Below are 15,437 nucleotides of genomic sequence, written 5' to 3' on the forward strand. Positions count from 1 at the left end.
CGAGCAGATGGACCGCAACCCGCCCCGGGTCAATCGCGCCGCGTGCGGCACGGCCGGGTGGCGGGCCAAACCAACCAGAGGATCGGCGCCACCATGGCCAGCAGCCACACCTCCCCTGCCCCGCGGGCGCGCCGGCATCCAATGCGCGCCGGGCTGCTTGCCCTTGGCCTTGCGCTCGCCGGCTGTTCCGTGTTCGAGGCGCCGCCCGTGCAGCGCGGCAACCGCGCGGACCCCGAGCTGATCAGCCAGCTGACCCCCGGGGTGCAGACCAAGACCGATGTGCGGGCGCTTCTGGGCTCCCCCAGCGCCACCGGCACCTTCGATGACCAGGAATGGTATTACATCAGCTCCATCACCCGCATCCGCCCGGCGCAGAACCCGGGCGTGGAGCAGCAGCGCGTGGTGGCCATGCAGTTCGACGACCAGGGCGTGCTGCGCAACATCCGGGAGTTGGGCCCCAAGGACATGAAGGACGTGCCGGTGGTGGAGCGCACCACGCCGGTGCCCGGCAGCGAGCGGACCTGGCTGCAGGCGCTGTTCGGCAATATCGGCCGCGTCGGCGCCGGCGGCCTGACGGCCCAGGACCAGGGCCCCGGCGGCGGCCCGGGCCGCTGAAAAAAGGCCGCCTCCGGGCGGCCTTTCTTTTTTATCCGCAAAGCGCCAGGCCGCCGTCCCTCCAAGGGCGGCGGCCGCGCTTGTGCTTGATTTCCCTGGCTTCTTCGCCCCGGCTGCTGGAACCCGGCGGCCGTCCCGGTGGTTATGACCGGGCAAGCCTGAGGGAAAGAGCGCGATGACAGGATCGCCTCACGCCACGGGTGATCCCGGGGCAGGCGATGTCATGAGCGGCACCACGCCGCCATGGGGTGTCGATTCCCGGTAGCAGGGCCGCACCAACAGAGAGCCGCGCCACGCAAGCGGCGGAGGAACACCATGGAGCAGCCGCACGAGGTGACCGTCCAGATCGGTGACAACATCTATACCGGCAGCTATCGCATCGAGGGCGGCATCGTGAAGGTGGTCGCCGACGACTATGGAAGCGAGGAAGCCGCCCGCATCGACGGCGACGATCCGCATGACCTCGCGCAGATGCTGCTGCGGGAGATGATCCGCCGCAAGGAAGACCTCTAGGCGGCCTGGCCGAGTGCAGCCGAACCAGAGCGGGAGTTCATCGCATGGTCAATCCGGCACATATCGAGAAAGGCCAGATCCAGGACCACATGCCCGTGGTGGGCAGCGACGGCAAACACTTCGGCACCGTGGACCATTTGGCGGGCGATTACATCAAGCTGAACCGGAGCGACATCGGAACCGGCGGACTCCATTGTTATCTGCCGCTCAGCGCCGTGGTGGGGCTGCAAGGTGGCGTGGTCCGGCTGTCGATGCCGGCGATGCAGGTGAAGCAGGCCTGCATGACCGAGGAGGAGGTGCTGAAGCGCAGCTCCATGGCTCCCGACGAAGGCGCCCGCCTCGGCCGGAAGCATGATGACGCACCGCGCGGCAGCCGCGAAGGCGCATGAAAGGAACCAGTATGCAGGATGGACTGGCCCAAGGCCGTGACCGTGACCCGGGAGACGCGGTGCCGGAAGGCTTCGCGGTGCAGGAACCCGCGCCGCTGAGCGAGCACGACAAGGCGGTCAAGCGGCGGCTGGAGAAGCTGGGGCGCAACCAGCCTAAGGACGGCAGCAGCCGCGCCTCTTAGGCCTGGCCAGCGCAGCCACGGCTTCCGGCGTCAGAAGTGGCTCCACCCCTCGCGGCCAAGGGGGATAGCTCCTCCCCGCGCATCCCGCACCGTCACCACCGCCTCCCCAGGCAGGAAGCGCCCGATGCGAGTGGCGGCCACGCCGGATGCGGCGGCGCGGGCCGTGATTTCCGCCGCCGCCTCGGGTGGCGCCGCGAAGAGCAATTCGTAATCGTCGCCGCCCGTCAGAATTCGCGGCAGGAGCTCCGGGCGGGCCGCCAGCAGCGCCGCCGCTTCCGCTGACAACGGAACACGCGCGGCCTCGATCTCCGCTCCGCAACCGGAAGCGCGGCAGAGATGGCCGAGGTCCTGCACCAGCCCGTCCGAGACATCCATCGCCGCCGTGGCGAGGCCGACCAGCGCCTGCCCCAGCGCCACCCGGGGACGCGGCAGGCGGTAGCGGGTGGCGAGGTGGCCGCCAGCCTCCCCCGGCAACTCGCCCAGCAGGACAGCCAGGCCCAGCGTGCCGTCGCCGATGGTGCCGGAGACCCAGATATCCTGCCCCGGCATGGCCCCCACCCGCCGCAGCGCCTGCCCCGGCGCCACATGGCCCAGGATGGTCAGGGAAAATGACATGGGCCCTGGGGTGGAAGTGGTGTCGCCCCCCAGCAGGGAAATGCCGAATTCCGCCTGGTCCTGCGCCAGCCCGGCGCTGAAGCCCGCCAGCCAGTCCGGCGGCAGATCCCGCGGCAAGCTGGCGGTGAGCAAATAGGCCAGCGGCGCCGCGCCCATCGAGGCTAGGTCGGAGAGATTGGTGCGCAGCAGCTTGCGGCCGATGGTCTCCGAGGGGTCGTCCGGCAGGAAATGCACGCCGGCCACCATGGCATCCGCCGCCAGCACAAGTTCCCGCCCCGGCGGCGGGGTCATGACGGCGGCATCGTCCGAAAGCTCCAGCGCGCCGGGGCCGGCCAGCGGGCGGAAATGGCGGGCGATCAGGGCGAATTCAGGCGGCAGGGTCATGCCGCCTCATGGCATGAAAGCCGGGGAAAGGCAGCCCACCGCCTCGCGGGGCCTTGATGGCGGCAGCCGGGCGGCCGACCATCCAGCGATGCCACAGGACGTTAGCCTGCCATGAACAATGATTCCCGCTTCCTCGGCCGGCGCGCGATGCTGGGCACCATCTCCGCCACCGTACTGGCCGCCACCGCCGCCCGCGCTCAGGATGCCGAGCCGGAGACGCCGGCGGCGGAACCGGCCCAGACAGGCAGGCCGGGCGAATACCTCATCACCGGCGCGCATCTGCTGACCATGGATGACAAGCTGGGCGAGATCGCCAGCGGCGCCGTGCATGTGCGGGACGGCGCCATCGTGGCGGTGGGCGCCGACCTCCAGGCACCCGGCGCCCAGCGGATTGAGGCGCATGGCGCCGTGGTGATGCCGGGCTTCGTCGATACGCATTGGCACCTCTGGGCCACGCTGGCGCGCGGGCTGGGCGCCAAGGGCGGCTTCGACAAGGCCATGGCGGCGCTGGCGCCAAAGTTCGGGCCGCAGGACAACGCCCTGGGCGTGCGGCTTTCCCTGGCCGAGGCGGCGCATGCCGGCATCACCACCGTCTGCAACTTCGCCCACAACACCCGCGGCCCCGAGGCCGCCCGCGCCGAATGGCAGGCGATGCGCGACAGCGGCCTCCGTGGCCGCTTCTACTACGGCCATCCCAACGAACTGCCCAAGGACAAGCTGATGGACCTGCCGGGGCTGGAAGCCCTGGCCAAGGAGATCAAGGGCGACGGGCTGGTCTCCCTCGGCGTCGCCGCGCGCGGGCCGGACCGCTCGCTGGCGGAGATCTGGCGGCGGGAATGGGCGGCGGCGCGGGACCTGAACCTGCCGATCTCCACCCATGTTGCCTACAGCAAGGCGGTGGCGCAGAGCGGCGCCATCAAGGCCATGGCGGAAGGCAGCTTCCTGGGCCCCGATGTGCAGCTCATCCACCTCACCCAGGCCAGCGACGACGACCTGCGCCGGGTGGCCGATGGTGGCTCCCCCGTCGGCCTCTGCCCCTGGACAGAGATGCAGGTGGGCTTTGGCCTGCCGCCGGTCGCGCGCCTCCAGAAGCAGGGGCTGCCCATCGGGCTGGGGCTGGACAACCTGGCGCTGGCCGGAAACGCCGATGTCTTCGCCATGATGAAGCTGACGGCCGACCTCGCTGCCGCCAGCGCCGGGGAACAGGGCACGCTGACGGAACGGCAGGTGCTGGAATGGGCCACGATCGGCGGCGCCCGCAGCATCGGGATGGAGGAGCAGATCGGCTCCCTGACGCCCGGCAAGCGGGCGGACCTGATCATGGTGCGGATGGACGCGGTGAATACCACGCCCGCCCCGCGCCCCGACATCACCCTGGTACGGGCGGCGCAGCCGGCCAATATCTCACTGGTGATGATCGAGGGTCGCATCCACAAGCGCGGCGGCCGCCTCGTCGGCCATGACACCCGCAAGCTGCTGCGGGATGCCGGCGGCGCCTTTTCCCGCCTCCAGAAGGAGGCCGGGATCTAGCGCTGGAACTCGGCGCCGCGCAGATGCCGCGCCAGGGCGTCCAGCACGCCATTGGCGAAGCGCGGTTCCTCGCCCCCGAAGAAGCCGTGGGCGATGTCCATGTATTCGTTGATCACCACGCGCGCCGGCGGCTCGGAGCCCGAGGAGAATTCGAAGGCCGCCGCCCGCAGCAGGGCGCGCAGCACCGGGTCCAGCCGCGCCACGGTCCATTCGCGGGCCAGATGGCCGCCAATGATCTCGTCCAGCGTCTCCGCCTGCCGCGCCACGCCACGCACGACATGCGTGAAGAGCGGCACGTCCACCGTGGGCACGCGGCCGTCTTCGAAGCCGCCGCCATCGGGGCCGAGGCGGTGGCGGACGAACTGGTCGATCACCGTCTCGGCGCTTTCGCCGCTCTGGTCGCTCTGGAACAGGGCCTGGATGGCGGCAACGCGCGCGCCGGTGCGCGGCCGGCCCGGCGGGGGAGCCGGGCGGGACTTCTTCTGGGTGGGGGTGTTCATTTGATGCCCCATCTGCGCGCCAGAGCGATCTGGGTCAACAGCGCATAAGCGGCCTCGCCACCCTTGTTATGGCGGTCGTCGGCGCTGCGGGCCTCGGCCTGGTCCAGGCTCTCCACCGTCAGCAGGCCGAAGCCCAGGGGCACGCCGGTTTCGCTGCTGATGTCCATCACGCCCTGGCAGACGGCCTCGCAGATGAACTGGTAGTGGTCGGTCTCGCCCTTCACCACGCAGCCATGCAGCAGGAAGCCGTCCCAGCCCGGCGCCACCTTCAGCGCCATGCGCAGCGCCGCCGGCAGCTCATAGGCACCGGCCACGTCCACCACCTCGACATGGCAGCCGGCCTCGTGCAGCAGCTTCTCGGCGCCCCGGCGCATGCCGGAGACCACGCCCTCATAGTAGGGCGCCTGGATCAGCAGGATGCGCGGCGCGGGGCCGGGGATGGAGGGGGTGCTGCGCTCGGGCGCGTCGACGGTGCTCATGCCGCGCCTTCCTCCGTCTCGCCCCCGCCGTCAATGGGGCGGGTCTCCACCACGGCCAGGCCATAGCCCTCGAGGCCGACGATGGCCTTGGGGTGGTTGGAGAGCAGGATCATCTCCTTCACGCCCAGGTCCGCCAGGATCTGCGCGCCGATGCCGTAGTCGCGCAGCTCGGGCGGTGCCGTGCGGTCGCGGCCGGCGCGGACCCGCTCGGAAATCGCCGTCGGCTTGATGTCGCGGATGATGACCACCGCGCCGCGCCCGGCGGCCGCGATCTCGGCCATGGAGCGCTGCAGGTCATGCGGGCCCTTCATGCCGATGATGTCCTGCAGCACGTTCACGGCATGCATGCGCACCAGCACCGGCCCGGGGCGGGACAGGTCGCCCTTCACCAGCGCCACATGCTCCCCGTATTCCAGGGTATTGGCGTAGACGATCACCCGCCATTCGCCATGCCCGCTGGAATCCGGCATGCGGCCTTCCTCCACCCGCTTCACCAGCCGCTCGGTGCGGCGGCGATGCCCGATGAGGTCGGCGATGGTGCCGAGCTTCAGGCCATGATGCTGCGCGAAGGCCACCAGGTCCGGCAGCCGGGCCATGGTGCCGTCCTCGTTCATGATCTCGCAGATCACGCCGGCGGGGTTCAGCCCGGCCATGCGGGCGAAATCCACCGCCGCCTCGGTATGCCCGGCGCGGACCAGCGTGCCGCCCTCCCGCGCCACCAGCGGGAAGACATGGCCGGGGGTGACGATATCCTCCCGCTTGGTCTCCGGATTGATGGCGACCGCGATGGTGCGGGCGCGGTCGGCGGCGGAAATGCCGGTGGTCACCCCTTCCCGCGCCTCGATCGAGACGGTGAAGGCGGTCTGGTGCCGGGTGCCATTGGCCTGGGCCATCAGCGGCAGGCCGAGCTGCTCGACGCGGTTGCGCGTCATCGCCAGGCAGATCAGGCCGCGCGCGAAGCGGGCCATGAAGTTGATGGCATCCGGCGTGGCGAACTGCGCGGGGATCACGAGGTCGCCCTCGTTCTCCCGGTCCTCGTCATCGACCAGGATGAACATGCGGCCGCGGCGCGCTTCCTCCAGCAGTTCCTCGGTGGGGCTGAGGAACTCGTGCAGGGAGCTCTCTTTGGTGACGATGCTCATGAATTGAACTCCCGCAGTCGGGCGACGTAGCGCGCCAGCATGTCGATCTCGATATTCACCCGCCGGCCCGGCGCCAGCTCGCCCAGCGTGGTCACGGCCGTCGTATGGGGAATGACATTCACGCCGAAGCTGGCGCCATCCACCTCATTCACCGTGAGGGAGACGCCATCCACCGTGATGGAACCCTTGGGCGCCACATAGCGCGCCAGCCCGTCCGGCAACTGGAACATCCAGCGCGTGGAACCGTTCTCCGGCGTCTCGGACAGCACTTCCGCCATGCCGTCCACGTGGCCAGAGACGACATGGCCGCCCATCTCGTCGCCCATCTTCAACGCGCGCTCCAGGTTGATACGCGAGCCGACCTTCCAGGTGCCGAGCGTGGTCTTGGACAGGCTCTCGGCCGAGACTTCGACCGTGAAGCGGTCGTCCTCCAGCGTCACCACCGTCAGGCAGCAGCCGGAGCAGGCGATGGAGGCGCCGATCTCGGCACCCTCCAGCCAGCCCTCGGGCGTGTCGATGGCCAGGCGCATGTCCCGCCCTTCCCCAATGGGGTCGATGGCGGCGACGACGCCGATGGCGGTGATGATGCCAGTGAACATGTTTCAGGCAGCCTCGAACTCGCTGAGCAGATCAGGGCCCAGCACAGCGGCGGAGACCCGGCGGAATCTGGGCATGGCGGAGAGCATGTCCAGCGGAAGCACATCCACGGCGGGCCGGCCATCCGCCCCCATCGTGGCAGGAGCATGGAACCAGGCGAGGCGATCCACCAGCCCCGCGCGCAGCAATCCGGCTGCCAGCGCCGCGCCGCCCTCGGCGAAAACCCGCGTGATGCCGCGCACCGCCAGCGCCCGCAGCAGGGCGCCGACGTCCAGGCCCGTGCCATTCTCCGCCGCCGGCACTTCCACCAGCTCGGCGCCACGGGCCCGCAGGGCGGCCAGCGCGGCTTCCGGATGGCCGGAGCGGGTGACGATCCAGGCCGGGGCCGGGTTGTGGAAGAGCCGGGCGGAGGCCGGGGTACGCAGCCGGGCATCGGCCACCACGCGCACGGTGGGCGTCGGCGCGGCGCCGGGCAGGCGGCAGGTCAGGTCTGGGTCATCGGCCAGCAGGGTGCCGCTGCCGACCAGCACGGCATCATGCCGCGCCCGCATGGCATGCACCGCCCGGCGCGCGGCGGGGCCGGTGATCCAGCGGCTCTCCCCGGTGCGGGTGGCGATGCGGCCATCCAGCGTGGTGGCCAGCTTCAGCGTCACCAGCGGCAGCCCCGCGGAAACGCGGCGGATGAAGCCGGCTGTCAGGGCGGCGGCCTCGGCCTCCAGCACGCCGTGCTGCACCTCGATGCCGGCTTCCTGCAACAGGCGCAGGCCGCGCCCATCCACGCGCGGGTCGGGGTCGCGCAGCGCCACCACCACCCGGGCGACGCCGGCGGCGATCAGCGCATCGGTGCAGGGCGGCGTGCGGCCCCAGTGGCAGCAGGGCTCCAGCGTCACATAGGCGGTGGCGCCACGCGCGGCCTCGCCGGCCCGTCGCAGCGCCTCGGTCTCCGCATGCGGGCGGCCACCGGGGGCGGTCCAGCCACGGCCGACCACCTGCCCGTCCCGCACCACCACGCAGCCCACGGCCGGGTTGGGCCAGGTATTGCCGAGGCCGCGTGCCGCCAGCGACAAGGCAGCGCGCATATGCGCCTCGTCCTGTGCGTGCTGCTCTGCCCCGGTTGCCATGTCAGGCCGCGACGGGTGTGGCCAGAAGGGCCAGGGGCTTGGCCAGGATGCTGTGGCGCAGCATGGCGTCCAGCACCGGCTCCGGCCGCATGCCGGCATCCATCAGCGCGTAGCCGCGGCGGCGGAACAGCCCCAGGGCGCGCAGTTGTCCGCTCGGCACCCGCACCCGCAGCCGGTCCACGCCCAGGCCGGCGAGATGCGTCTCCATCTCCGCCAGCAGGGTGGAGCCGATGCCCTGCCCCGTCATGGCCGGCGCCACCCAGAGGCCCAGCAGCCGGGCGGGCGGGTCCATCTCGCCAGGCAGGGAGGCCAGCGCGCAGCCAACCGGCACGCCGTCCATCTCGGCCAGCAGCAGCGGCCCGGGATTGGTGGCAAAGAAGCAGTTGAAGCGCGGGGCATCCGCCCGCGCGCGCAGTTCCGGCGCCAGCAGCGGCGCCAAAGCGCGGCCATAGGCATCGGCGGCCAGGGCCGCCAGGGCGGGCCGGTCTGTCAGCAGCGCCTCGCGGAGGGCGAAGCCCTGGCTTGGTCGGAGAGCCGCGATGCGGCCGGCGGCGCGCGGCAAAGGCGCCGCCGGGGATGCGAAATTTACCACGTGTGTTCTTCAACCGTTATCGAGATCGGTGGATTTGCCCAGGGCGCCCAGGAAAGCCTGGAAGTCCTTGGCCTCACGAAAATTGCGGTAGACGGAGGCGAAGCGGACATAGGCCACGGGGTCCAGTTCCTTCAACGTCTCCATCACCATTTCGCCAATGGCGCGGCTGGTGATCTCGCTTTCGCCTTCGGCTTCCAGGCGGCGCTGGATGCCGTTGACGATGCGGTCCACCCGGTCCTCGTCCACCGGCCGCTTGCGCAGCGCGACGCGGATGGAGCGGGCCAGCTTCTCCCGGTCGAAGGGCACGCGGCGGTTGTCCGACTTCACCACCGTCAGCTCGCGCAACGTCACGCGCTCGAAGGTCGTGAAGCGGGCGCCGCAGGAGGGACAGGAGCGGCGGCGGCGGATGGCCGCGCCGTCATCGGCCGGGCGGCTGTCCTTTACCTGCGTATCCTCGCTGCCGCAGAAGGGACAGCGCACGGCCCCGGCCCCGCCTTACCGGCTCAGGCCTTGTAGATCGGGAAACGGGCGCAGAGGTCGAGGACCTTCTGTCCCACTGCCTTCTCCACCGCCTCATTGGCTTCCGGTGCATTGGCCTGGCTCAGGCCCTTCAGCACCTGGCCGATGAGCTGGCCGATCTCGCGGAACTCCGCCTCGCCCAGCCCGCGCGTCGTGCCGGCGGGGGAGCCCAGGCGGATGCCGGAGGTCACCGCGGGCTTGGCCGGGTCGAAAGGAATGGCGTTCTTGTTGCAGGTCAGATGGGCGCGGCCCAGCGCGGCCTCGGCGGCCTTGCCGGTCAGGTTCATCGGCCGCAGGTCGACCAGCATCAGGTGGTTGTCGGTGCCGCCGGTGACGATGCCGGCGCCCTGGGCCTTCAGCTCCTCGGCCAGGGCCTTGGCATTGGCCACCACCTGGTGGGCATAGGCGCGGAACTCGGGGCGCAGCGCCTCGGCGAAGGCCACGGCCTTGCCGGCGATGACATGCATCAGCGGCCCGCCCTGAAGGCCGGGGAAGACAGCGCTGTTGATCTTCTTCGCCAGCGCCTCGTCATTCGTCATGATCATGCCGCCGCGCGGACCGCGAAGGGTCTTGTGCGTGGTGGTGGTGACGATATGGGCGTGGGGCACCGGGCTCTCATGCGCGCCACCAGCCACGAGACCGGCGAAATGCGCCATGTCCACCATGAAATAGGCACCGACCTCGTCGGCGATCTGGCGGAAACGAGCAAAATCCCAGGCGCGGGAATAGGCGGAACCACCGGCCACGATGACCTTGGGGCGGGATTCGCGCGCGATGCGGGCGACCTCCTCCATGTCGATCATCTGGTCTTCCTGCCGCACCGTATAGGGCGCGACCTTGAACCACTTGCCGGACTGGTTGGCGGCGGAGCCGTGGGTCAGGTGGCCGCCGGCGGCGAGGTCCAGGCCCATGAAGGTGTCGCCCGGCTGCATCAGGGCAAAGAACACCGCCTGGTTGGCCTGGGCGCCGCTATGCGGCTGCACGTTCACGAAGTTCACGCCGAAGAGCTGCTTGGCGCGCTCGATGGCCAGCGTCTCGACCACGTCCACGTATTCGCAGCCGCCGTAGTAGCGGCGGCCGGGATAGCCCTCGGCATACTTGTTGGTCAGCACCGAGCCCTGGGCCTCCAGCACGGCGCGGGAGACGATGTTCTCGCTGGCGATCAGCTCGATACCGTCCTGCTGCCGCACCAGTTCCTGGCCGATGGCCTCCAGGACCTGCGGGTCGGTCTCGGAAAGCGGGGCGGAGAAGAAGCGGCTGGCGCCGGCCAGGGGGGACAGATCGTTCATCGGCTCAGGCCTCCTGGCCCGCGGGGGTAGGATTGATCTTGGCCACGCGGCGCGCGTGGCGCCCGCCCTCGTAAGGCGTGGTCAGGAAGGCGGAGAGGCTGTCCAGCACCACTTCCGGCCCCGTGGTGCGGGCACCGAAGCAGGCGACATTGGCATTGTTATGGGCGCGGGTCAGGCGCGCCTCGGTGGTGCTGTGGAGCACCACGGCGCGGATGTCGGGGTGGCGGTTGGCGGCGATGGACATGCCGATGCCCGTGCCGCAGACCAGCACGCCGAAGGCGGCCTCGCCTTTGGCCACCGCCTGCGCCACCTGATGGGCGAAGTCGGGGTAATCCACGCTGCCATCGCCATGGGTGCCGAAGTCGCGCACGGGATGACCCGCGGCCTTCAGCGCCGCGCGCAGGCTATCCTTCAGGGCGACGCCGGCATGGTCGGCGCCGATGGCAATGGGAGTTTCGGCCGGATTCATGGCGCCTCCGTTACCACGGCTTGCGTCTCTGTGAAACATGGCCCACCAGCCCTCGCGTGCAAGGCCGAAGCGCGGACCTGACATGGCGCGGTAGTGGGTTTCCCCGCCTGCCTTGCCGTGGCACTGAGTGAAACACCTTCTGCGGAGACATTCGGAGATGATCCAGCCCTTTGGCGCCTTCCCCAACCTGCGCCCGCGCCGCAACCGCCGCGATGGCTGGACCAGGCGGCTGGTGGCCGAGAATCGCCTGTCGGTGGATGACCTGATCTGGCCGATCTTCGTGATGGAAGGCAACGGCGCCCAGGCCTCCGATGTCGCCTCCATGCCCGGCGTGCAGCGCGTGACGCTGGAGGCCCTGGCCCGGCATGTCGCCCCGGCTGCGGAGCTGGGCGTGCCGGCCGTTGCCCTCTTCCCCATGACGCCGCCGGAGAAGAAGGACGCCGAGGGCACCGAGGCCAAGAACCCGGACAACCTGATGTGCCGTGCCGCCCGGCTGCTGAAGCGGGAGTTCCCCGACCTCGGCCTGATCGGTGACGTGGCGCTGGACCCCTATACCGACCACGGCCATGACGGCGTGATCCGCGACGGCTATGTCGACAACGACGAGTCACTGGAGATCCTGGCCACCCAGGCCCTGGTGCAGGCCCAGGCCGGCATCGATGTCATCGCCCCTTCCGACATGATGGACGGCCGCGTCGGTGCCATCCGCGCCAAGCTGGACGGTCAGGGGCTGATCGGCACCCGCATCATGTCCTATGCCGCCAAGTATGCCTCGGCCTTCTACGGCCCGTTCCGGGACGCGGTGGGCTCCGGCGGCGCGCTGAAGGGCGACAAGAAGACCTACCAGATGGACCCCGCCAATTCGGACGAGGCCCTGCGCGAGGTCGCCATGGACCTGGCCGAGGGCGCCGACATGGTGATGGTCAAGCCCGGGATGCCGTACCTGGATATCGTGCAGCGGGTAAAGGCCGAGTTCCGGGTACCCACCTTTGCCTATCAGGTCAGCGGCGAATACGCGATGATCATGGCCGCCGCCCGCAACGGCTGGCTGGATGGCGAGCGGGCGATGATGGAAAGCCTCATGGCCTTCAAGCGCGCCGGGGCCGATGGCGTGCTGACCTATTTCGCGGTGGAAGCCGCGCGGGTCCTCAAGAAGTAAGCGGTGGGGGCGCGGCCGCGCCGCGCCCCCTGCCCTGTCAGGTGCCCGGCGCGCGGCGGCCGCGCTGCTGGCGCGGCACCACCACGGCGGCGGCCGGGGCCGCGAAAGCCGCCTGCAACTCGCCGGCCACGAAACGCTGGGCATCGCCCGCCTTGCTCAGCACGGCCGGGTCGGCGCCGAAGAACTCGTGCGTCACGCCCTCGTAGTCGCGATAGGCCACCTGCACGCCGGACTGCTGCAGCTTCTGCGCCAGCATCTGGCCCTCGCTGCGCAGCGGGTCGATCTCGGCGGTGACGATCACGGCCTTAGGCAGCCCGCGCAGCTCCGCATTGCCCACCACGTTCAGGCGCGGGTCCATTCTCTCGGCGGCGTCGCCGCCGCTGTAGTTGTTCAGGAACCACTGCATCATGGCCGCGTTCAGCGGGTTGGAGCGCACGTTCTGCGTATAGGACGGCGTGGTCATGTCGGTGCCGACCAGCGGATAGATCAGGCCCATGGCCACCGGCAGCGGCGCCCGCGCTTCCCGCGCCATCATGGCGACATTGATGGCCAGGTTGCCGCCGGCGCTCTCGCCCACCACCGCGATGCGGGTCAGGTCGCCGCCCAGCGGCGCCGCGTTCTGCACCGCCCAGAGGTAGGCGGCATAGGCGTCGTTATGCGCGGTGGGGAAACGGAATTCCGGCCCCTGGCGGTAATGCACCGCCAGCACGATGGCACCCGTATCCGCCGCCAGCGCCCGGGCGGAGGCATCGTAGGTATCCAGATCCGCGATCACGAAGCCGCCGCCATGATAATAGACGATCACCGGCAGGCGCGGCAGCGGCTGGCCACGCGCGGGCTCGGGCTGCGGGATATAGACCCGGGCCTTCAGGGGGCTGGCCGAGCCATCGGCGCCGGGGATCTCGATATCGCGCACCTGGGGGACGGGGCGCGGATCGGTCCGCAGGCCAAGCTGGCGCTGCCGCAGCTTCACGGCGTCGGCCAGGGTGGGCTGGCGGCGGGCCTCGGCGGGGGTCAGGGTCTCGATCGGCCGGGGCTTCAGGGAAGCCCAGACCTCCAGCAGCGCCCGCATCTCGGGATCGGCGCGGCCGGTGGGGTCCGCCGACGCGACCGGCGCAGGATTGCTGGCGCAGGCGGAGAGTGCCGCCAGGCCAAATGGCACCAGCAGACTCGCGCGGCGGGTGAGAGTACGCATGGGGGGCTCCTTATCGCACGCCGCGCTCAAGGCGTGGCGCGGCTGTCAGGAGGCGAACGTCCCGCCCAGGCCAAGGTTGCCGGGGGCTAGCCCCGCAGGAAGCCGCGGATCACCCCTGTCTGCGACGGGTCCATCAGCGCCGGCGCATGGCCGCAGCCCGGCACCGTCACCAGCGTGACGCCGGGCCTGGACGCCATCCGCTCGGCCGTCTCGGCCGTCAGCAGCGGGCTTTCGGCGCCGCGCAGCAGCAGCACCGGCAGCTTCAGCGTTTCCCAGAGCGGCCAGAGCACCACATCGGCCGGCGGCGCGCCGCGCATCGGCACCGCGATGGCCGGGTCGTAGTGCAGCACCACCCGGCCATTCGGCATCATGCGGGCCGAGGTCTCGGCCAGGTGCCGCCACTCGGCCGGGGACAGCGGGCCGAAGCCGGCATGGATGGCGCGGAGATGCGCCTCCACTGCCGCGACATCCGCGAATTCCGGCTCACTGCCGAGATAGGCGCCGATCCCGATAAGGGCCGCGGCCGGGATGGCGGCGCCCACATCGTTCAGCACCATCCGGCGCAGGCTGTTCCCCGGGATCGAGGCCAGCCCCATCCCGATCAGCCCCCCCATGGAGGTGCCGACCCAGTCGTAGCTGCCGAGTTCCTGCAACAGCGGCCCCAGCGCCGCCAGATAGGTCGGCACGGCGTAGAGATTGCCGTCCGGCAGCCAGGAAGACAGGCCGCGCCCCGGAATATCCGGGCAGATCACGCGGCGGCCGTCCTCGGCCAATTCGCGGGCCAGGGTGTCGAAATCCCGCCCCGTCCGCGTCAGGCCATGGACGCAGACCACCGGCACGCCATCCGGCGGCCCCCATTCGGCCCAACGGAGTTCCACCGGGCCGAAGGGCAGCCGGACGCGCAGCGCGCCGATGCGGGGTTCAGACAATCTTGTCGGCCTTGAGCTTCTCGATCTCGGCCGCGCTCATGCCGAGGGAGGCCAGCACCTCCTCGGTATGCTGCCCGAGCACCGGCGCGGCGGAGCGGTAGTCCGGCGGCGTGGCGGAGAGCTTCACCGGGTTGGCGATAACCGTGACCTCCTGGCCGGAGGCATGGTCCATCTTCACCAGCATCTCGCGCGCCTGCACATGCGGGTCGGCGAAGACACGGTCCAGCGTATTGATCGGGCCGCAGCCGATCTTCAGCGCCTCCAGCTTCGAGATCCACTCGTCGGTCGGCATGGTTTTGGTGACGGCCGTCAGCGTCTCGGTTACCAGCGCCCGGTTCTGCACGCGGGAGGCGTTGGTGGCGTAGCGCTCATCGGCCAGCAGGTGCTCCAGGCCGAAGTTCTTGCAGAAGCGCTCGAAGGTCGGGTCGTTGCCGATGGAAAGCACCATGTAGCCATCGGCCGTCGGGAAGACCTGATAGGGCACGATGTTCGGGTGCTGGTTGCCGAGGCGCGGCGGGTTCTGGCCGGTGGCCAGGTAGTTCATGCCCTGGTTGGCCAGCCACGCGACATGGGTGTCCAGCATGCCGATGTCGATCTGCTGCCCCTGCCCCGTCGCCTGCTTGTGCCGCAGCGCCGCCAGGATGCCGATGGTGCCGTAGAGGCCGGCGAAGAGATCGGCGACCGGGATGCCGACCTTCTGCGGCTCGCCATCCGGCTCGCCGGTGAGCGACATGACGCCGCCCATCGCCTGGATCAGCGCGTCATAGCCGGGGCGCGGCGCATAGGGACCGGTCTGGCCGAAGCCGGTGATGGAGCAGTAGATCAGCCCCGGATACTTCTCCTTCAGCTGGTCATAGCCCAGGCCGTACTTGGCCAGGGCGCCGACCTTGAAGTTCTCCACCAGGATGTCGGCGTTCTCCAGCAGCTTGTGGACGATCGCCTGGGCCTCGGGCTTGGCGATGTCGAGCGTGATGGACTTCTTGTTGCGGTTGACGCCGACGAAATAGGCGCTCTCCCGCGTGTTCGGCATGAAGGGCGGCGCGAAGCCGCGGGTGTCGTCGCCAGCCTCGGGCCGCTCGATCTTGATCACCTCGGCGCCCAGGTCGCCCAGCATCTGGGTGCAGGTGGGCCCCGCCAGCACGCGGGTGAGATCGACGACGCGCAGGCCCTTCAGCGGTCCGGTCGGTTCGGTCATGGTCTTCGTTCTCTCAGTCTGCG

The 15,437-nt window shown here is 70.2% G+C and carries 19 protein-coding genes; 6 read left to right on the forward strand and 13 right to left on the reverse strand.

Translation table 11 applies throughout. The features are described 5' to 3' along the window. Positions 1-93 precede the first annotated feature (93 nt). The 4 genes from EBE87_RS08205 to EBE87_RS28965 all read left to right on the forward strand — a co-directional run bounded on the left by EBE87_RS08205 (position 94) and on the right by EBE87_RS28965 (position 1,699). The gene (locus EBE87_RS08205; RefSeq protein WP_120636731.1) at positions 94-615 is read left to right on the forward strand and encodes an outer membrane protein assembly factor BamE; all 522 of its coding nucleotides are present in this window, start codon (positions 94-96) and stop codon (positions 613-615) included. A gap of 315 nt (positions 616-930) precedes the next feature. Then, positions 931-1,128: a hypothetical protein gene (locus EBE87_RS08210; protein ID WP_120636732.1), complete on the forward strand. Its 198-nt coding sequence runs from the start codon at positions 931-933 to the stop codon at positions 1,126-1,128. A 44-nt stretch (positions 1,129-1,172) separates the two neighbouring features. Beyond that, the gene (locus tag EBE87_RS08215) at positions 1,173-1,517 is read left to right on the forward strand and encodes a DUF2171 domain-containing protein (RefSeq protein WP_120636733.1); all 345 of its coding nucleotides are present in this window, start codon (positions 1,173-1,175) and stop codon (positions 1,515-1,517) included. An 11-nt stretch (positions 1,518-1,528) separates the two neighbouring features. Then, on the forward strand, positions 1,529-1,699 hold the full coding sequence (locus EBE87_RS28965; RefSeq protein WP_158600804.1) for a hypothetical protein: 171 nt from the start codon (positions 1,529-1,531) through the stop codon (positions 1,697-1,699). A 30-nt stretch (positions 1,700-1,729) separates the two neighbouring features. On the opposite strand, the gene thiL is transcribed toward EBE87_RS28965, so the two are convergent. Further along, positions 1,730-2,698 (reverse strand): thiamine-phosphate kinase, encoded by a 969-nt coding sequence (thiL, locus tag EBE87_RS08220; RefSeq protein WP_120636734.1) that lies wholly within the window; start codon positions 2,696-2,698, stop codon positions 1,730-1,732. A 111-nt stretch (positions 2,699-2,809) separates the two neighbouring features. Between thiL and EBE87_RS08225 the strand changes: the two genes are divergently transcribed. After that, positions 2,810-4,228, forward strand: coding sequence for an amidohydrolase family protein (locus tag EBE87_RS08225; RefSeq protein ID WP_120636735.1), 1,419 nt, complete (start codon positions 2,810-2,812; stop codon positions 4,226-4,228). On the opposite strand, the gene nusB is transcribed toward EBE87_RS08225, so the two are convergent. Genes nusB through rpiB form a run of 9 tightly spaced genes read right to left on the reverse strand, consistent with a single transcriptional unit; the run spans position 4,225 to position 10,936 of the window. Beyond that, positions 4,225-4,728, reverse strand: a complete 504-nt coding sequence (gene nusB, locus EBE87_RS08230; RefSeq protein ID WP_120636736.1) for a transcription antitermination factor NusB — start codon at positions 4,726-4,728, stop codon at positions 4,225-4,227. The two genes, EBE87_RS08225 and nusB, sit on opposite strands and share 4 nt — an antisense overlap. After that, positions 4,725-5,207: a 6,7-dimethyl-8-ribityllumazine synthase gene (gene ribH / locus EBE87_RS08235; protein ID WP_120636737.1), complete on the reverse strand. Its 483-nt coding sequence runs from the start codon at positions 5,205-5,207 to the stop codon at positions 4,725-4,727. Before ribH ends, nusB begins: the two co-directional genes overlap by 4 nt. Further along, on the reverse strand, positions 5,204-6,349 hold the full coding sequence (ribB, locus tag EBE87_RS08240) for a 3,4-dihydroxy-2-butanone-4-phosphate synthase (RefSeq protein WP_120636738.1): 1,146 nt from the start codon (positions 6,347-6,349) through the stop codon (positions 5,204-5,206). The genes ribH and ribB overlap by 4 nt, the downstream gene beginning before the upstream one ends. After that, positions 6,346-6,948 (reverse strand): riboflavin synthase, encoded by a 603-nt coding sequence (locus tag EBE87_RS08245; RefSeq protein ID WP_120636739.1) that lies wholly within the window; start codon positions 6,946-6,948, stop codon positions 6,346-6,348. Before EBE87_RS08245 ends, ribB begins: the two co-directional genes overlap by 4 nt. A 3-nt stretch (positions 6,949-6,951) precedes the next feature. Then, complete coding sequence (gene ribD / locus EBE87_RS08250) at positions 6,952-8,067, reverse strand: bifunctional diaminohydroxyphosphoribosylaminopyrimidine deaminase/5-amino-6-(5-phosphoribosylamino)uracil reductase RibD (RefSeq protein ID WP_267898240.1); 1,116 nt, start codon at positions 8,065-8,067, stop codon at positions 6,952-6,954. Between the two features lies 1 nt (position 8,068). Beyond that, on the reverse strand, positions 8,069-8,659 hold the full coding sequence (locus EBE87_RS08255; protein WP_120636741.1) for a GNAT family N-acetyltransferase: 591 nt from the start codon (positions 8,657-8,659) through the stop codon (positions 8,069-8,071). A gap of 9 nt (positions 8,660-8,668) precedes the next feature. After that, positions 8,669-9,139, reverse strand: a complete 471-nt coding sequence (gene nrdR, locus EBE87_RS08260; RefSeq protein WP_120636742.1) for a transcriptional regulator NrdR — start codon at positions 9,137-9,139, stop codon at positions 8,669-8,671. A gap of 23 nt (positions 9,140-9,162) precedes the next feature. Further along, the gene (glyA, locus tag EBE87_RS08265) at positions 9,163-10,467 is read right to left on the reverse strand and encodes a serine hydroxymethyltransferase (protein ID WP_120636743.1); all 1,305 of its coding nucleotides are present in this window, start codon (positions 10,465-10,467) and stop codon (positions 9,163-9,165) included. Between the two features lie 4 nt (positions 10,468-10,471). Further along, positions 10,472-10,936, reverse strand: coding sequence for a ribose 5-phosphate isomerase B (gene rpiB / locus EBE87_RS08270; RefSeq protein ID WP_120636744.1), 465 nt, complete (start codon positions 10,934-10,936; stop codon positions 10,472-10,474). A 157-nt stretch (positions 10,937-11,093) separates the two neighbouring features. Here rpiB and hemB point away from each other — a divergent pair, with 157 nt between their 5' ends. Continuing rightward, the gene (hemB, locus tag EBE87_RS08275; protein ID WP_120636745.1) at positions 11,094-12,095 is read left to right on the forward strand and encodes a porphobilinogen synthase; all 1,002 of its coding nucleotides are present in this window, start codon (positions 11,094-11,096) and stop codon (positions 12,093-12,095) included. 37 nt (positions 12,096-12,132) lie between these two features. On the opposite strand, the gene EBE87_RS08280 is transcribed toward hemB, so the two are convergent. From EBE87_RS08280 to EBE87_RS08290, 3 genes are all read right to left on the reverse strand, one after another. After that, positions 12,133-13,290, reverse strand: coding sequence for an alpha/beta hydrolase (locus EBE87_RS08280; protein ID WP_120638020.1), 1,158 nt, complete (start codon positions 13,288-13,290; stop codon positions 12,133-12,135). A gap of 86 nt (positions 13,291-13,376) precedes the next feature. Then, a complete protein-coding gene (locus EBE87_RS08285; protein WP_120638021.1) occupies positions 13,377-14,219 on the reverse strand; it encodes an alpha/beta fold hydrolase in 843 nt (280 codons plus the stop codon). Then, positions 14,212-15,414: a CaiB/BaiF CoA transferase family protein gene (locus EBE87_RS08290; RefSeq protein ID WP_120638022.1), complete on the reverse strand. Its 1,203-nt coding sequence runs from the start codon at positions 15,412-15,414 to the stop codon at positions 14,212-14,214. The genes EBE87_RS08285 and EBE87_RS08290 overlap by 8 nt, the downstream gene beginning before the upstream one ends. Positions 15,415-15,437 lie beyond the last annotated feature (23 nt).

This window comes from Teichococcus wenyumeiae, from assembly GCF_003696345.1.
GTDB classification, from domain to species: domain Bacteria; phylum Pseudomonadota; class Alphaproteobacteria; order Acetobacterales; family Acetobacteraceae; genus Pseudoroseomonas; species Pseudoroseomonas wenyumeiae.

Coding starts and splice junctions, on each gene's coding strand:
- EBE87_RS08205 (WP_120636731.1), top strand. CDS start 94: ATGGCCAGCAGCCACACCTCCCCTGCCCCGCGGGCGCGCCGGCATCCA.
- EBE87_RS08210 (WP_120636732.1), top strand. CDS start 931: ATGGAGCAGCCGCACGAGGTGACCGTCCAGATCGGTGACAACATCTAT.
- EBE87_RS08215 (WP_120636733.1), top strand. CDS start 1,173: ATGGTCAATCCGGCACATATCGAGAAAGGCCAGATCCAGGACCACATG.
- EBE87_RS28965 (WP_158600804.1), top strand. CDS start 1,529: ATGCAGGATGGACTGGCCCAAGGCCGTGACCGTGACCCGGGAGACGCG.
- thiL (WP_120636734.1), bottom strand. CDS start 2,698: ATGACCCTGCCGCCTGAATTCGCCCTGATCGCCCGCCATTTCCGCCCG.
- EBE87_RS08225 (WP_120636735.1), top strand. CDS start 2,810: ATGAACAATGATTCCCGCTTCCTCGGCCGGCGCGCGATGCTGGGCACC.
- nusB (WP_120636736.1), bottom strand. CDS start 4,728: ATGAACACCCCCACCCAGAAGAAGTCCCGCCCGGCTCCCCCGCCGGGC.
- ribH (WP_120636737.1), bottom strand. CDS start 5,207: ATGAGCACCGTCGACGCGCCCGAGCGCAGCACCCCCTCCATCCCCGGC.
- ribB (WP_120636738.1), bottom strand. CDS start 6,349: ATGAGCATCGTCACCAAAGAGAGCTCCCTGCACGAGTTCCTCAGCCCC.
- EBE87_RS08245 (WP_120636739.1), bottom strand. CDS start 6,948: ATGTTCACTGGCATCATCACCGCCATCGGCGTCGTCGCCGCCATCGAC.
- ribD (WP_267898240.1), bottom strand. CDS start 8,067: ATGGCAACCGGGGCAGAGCAGCACGCACAGGACGAGGCGCATATGCGC.
- glyA (WP_120636743.1), bottom strand. CDS start 10,467: ATGAACGATCTGTCCCCCCTGGCCGGCGCCAGCCGCTTCTTCTCCGCC.
- rpiB (WP_120636744.1), bottom strand. CDS start 10,936: ATGAATCCGGCCGAAACTCCCATTGCCATCGGCGCCGACCATGCCGGC.
- hemB (WP_120636745.1), top strand. CDS start 11,094: ATGATCCAGCCCTTTGGCGCCTTCCCCAACCTGCGCCCGCGCCGCAAC.
- EBE87_RS08280 (WP_120638020.1), bottom strand. CDS start 13,290: ATGCGTACTCTCACCCGCCGCGCGAGTCTGCTGGTGCCATTTGGCCTG.
- EBE87_RS08290 (WP_120638022.1), bottom strand. CDS start 15,414: ATGACCGAACCGACCGGACCGCTGAAGGGCCTGCGCGTCGTCGATCTC.